Here is a 2,189-nt window from a genome sequence, read left to right as displayed (position 1 = left end):
GCCTCAGGGCCTTTCCCAAAGTTATCTCGTAACAATTTGCCCAAATTATTCGCCAGCTTTGTTTGCTGAGCTTTAATATCCATATTTCTTCATCCTTTATTAAGAAAGAAGCATCATATCCTCTTTCCATCATTTTATTGTACCATTATGAACGAATAATTTAAATATACAGAATAAATAAAAAATAAATGTTACAATATGTTTAGCCTAATTATAGACGTTCAAAACCTCTTCCTTGTGAAAAAGGCACTCACGTATTTGGCTGCTTTTTTCATTTATCATAGTACTACCTAGTGAGTCGATTACAAACGCTCCAATAATAAAAGCTAGGAGAATAAGGGCAATGTTTATGCTAATAAAAATAAAGAATTTTAACTCCAATATAAAATGAATGAATTAGTTTTTTCAATTAAATCAGCGAAACATAAAAAGGACTTTAAATTTAAAGCCCTTTTTTTATTTCCATGGAAAAATAATGCTATATTCACTTGGAAAAGCAGAGACCGATTGGCCCTGCTTGTTATTTGACTATCACTTTCCCCACCATTCCACTATTAAAATGATACCTACATATTAGTTCATATGTACCAGGATTTTGTGGTTTTACGGTAATGGTTTTTTCTTTTCCAGGCTGGACTTCAGCGTCAATTCCGAGCTTTTCTACTGTGAAGGTATGCTCTTTCTGACCTTCATTTTTTAATATCAATGTTGTCGTTTTCCCACTCGGGATAGTGATGGTTTCTGGATTAAAGTAATCATCGTTCAACTGAACCTCCATGGCTTTTTGTCTTAYCATGTCGGATTCGGCCAAAACGCTGAGTGAACCTGGAGTTATCACAACCATAACCATCGCAAACAAAACGACTAATCCCATTAACCAGTTTTTTACAGACATTTGCATTCACTCCTTTCATAAGCCATATTCTTTTCCAATTCATAAAATAATATCACTATTTTTTTTGAATTAATCATTGTTTTTCCTTTATTTCTATTTATAGAAAGCACAAATAGTTATGAACGTTGAGAGAATCGTGAGTGCTAAGAGAAGAAAATAGCAGACGTACCCAAGAATGGGTAAGTTTTATGAAAGAAGCTTCTCGATTAGGTCTCTCCATTAAATTGCCTAACTTTATAAAATAGTATTGATACTAATAGAACAGTTACAATCATATTCTTATAAAAGAAAACAATAAAAAGGAGTGTCAAGTTAGTTGATAAAAGCTAAGGTTAGTTTACGGCCTATTGTTAGTAAGATAAATTTACCTACCATTTTGAAAACAGCTATACTTCCTGGTGACTCATTTGAAAGCTTATTTATTGCAACCCAAGTAGGAGAGATCTTTTACATAAGGGACGAAGCTATACAGACTTTTTTAGATATTCGCTCACGAATCATAAAATTAGGTACGTCTGAACCAGGTGTTTCCCGCGGAGGATATGATGAACGAGGATTGCTAGGGCYAGCGTTTCATCCAGAATTTTATTATAACGGTCTGTTTTATCTTCATTACTCAGTAGCTGGAACACAAGGCCCAGGTGCACTTTCCGAACATTATAGACCTAACCCGTGTGATCCTAAAACTTCAAACTTAAGGTGGATAAATAGAGAAACTAAATATGATCATATTGATACAGTGGAAGAATGGGTGTTCCAACCAAATGCTCAGCCTCAAAAAAGACGGACGTTACTTAACTTAAGAAGACCATTTTTTAATCATAATGGTGTCAACAGCTTAAACTTTTCACCTGAAACTGGAAAACTTATCTTTACAACCGGAGATGGTGGATCAGGCTATGACCCCTTTAACTTAAGTCAGAATGATATAGAAATTTACGGAAAAATAATTGAAATTGATGTAGGTAAGAATACATTTATCCATAATCCACCCGTAGTCACACGTTTTAGTGAACTCCCCTCACCTATTCAGGAAACTCTTACGCTCATTGCTAAGGGTGTTCGCAATATAACGGGCATTTCATTTCAAAAATTTTATAATCAGTACATCAAATATGTGGGAAATGTTGGACAAGATGTAGTAGAGTCAATTTTTTCATTTGTTCATTATAAGCCAATACCTGTTCCTCAACTTGTTCAAGCTTCTTTAATGAGAGCTAAACCCAGTCAAGAAGGATTTATTAACCTTGGCTGGCGGGGATGGGAAGGAGATTTTCCAACTTCGTTTATAAAA

2 protein-coding genes are annotated in these 2,189 nt (G+C 34.5%); one reads left to right on the top strand and one right to left on the bottom strand.

Annotation, left to right across the window (positions count from 1 at the left end; translation table 11 throughout):
* Positions 1–520 precede the first annotated feature (520 nt).
* The gene (locus AC1DRF_RS24225; protein WP_477741897.1) at positions 521–895 is read right to left on the bottom strand and encodes a cupredoxin domain-containing protein; all 375 of its coding nucleotides are present in this window, start codon (positions 893–895) and stop codon (positions 521–523) included.
* Between the two features lie 316 nt (positions 896–1,211).
* Between AC1DRF_RS24225 and AC1DRF_RS24220 the strand changes: the two genes are divergently transcribed.
* Positions 1,212–2,189: PQQ-dependent sugar dehydrogenase (locus tag AC1DRF_RS24220; protein WP_477741896.1), on the top strand; the 978-nt coding region annotated here is incomplete at its 3' end.

It is taken from the genome of Priestia sp. P5_B4 (genome assembly GCF_056400385.1).
Note: the sequence above shows the minus strand (reverse complement) of the source record. Positions and strands in the feature narration are given on the sequence as shown.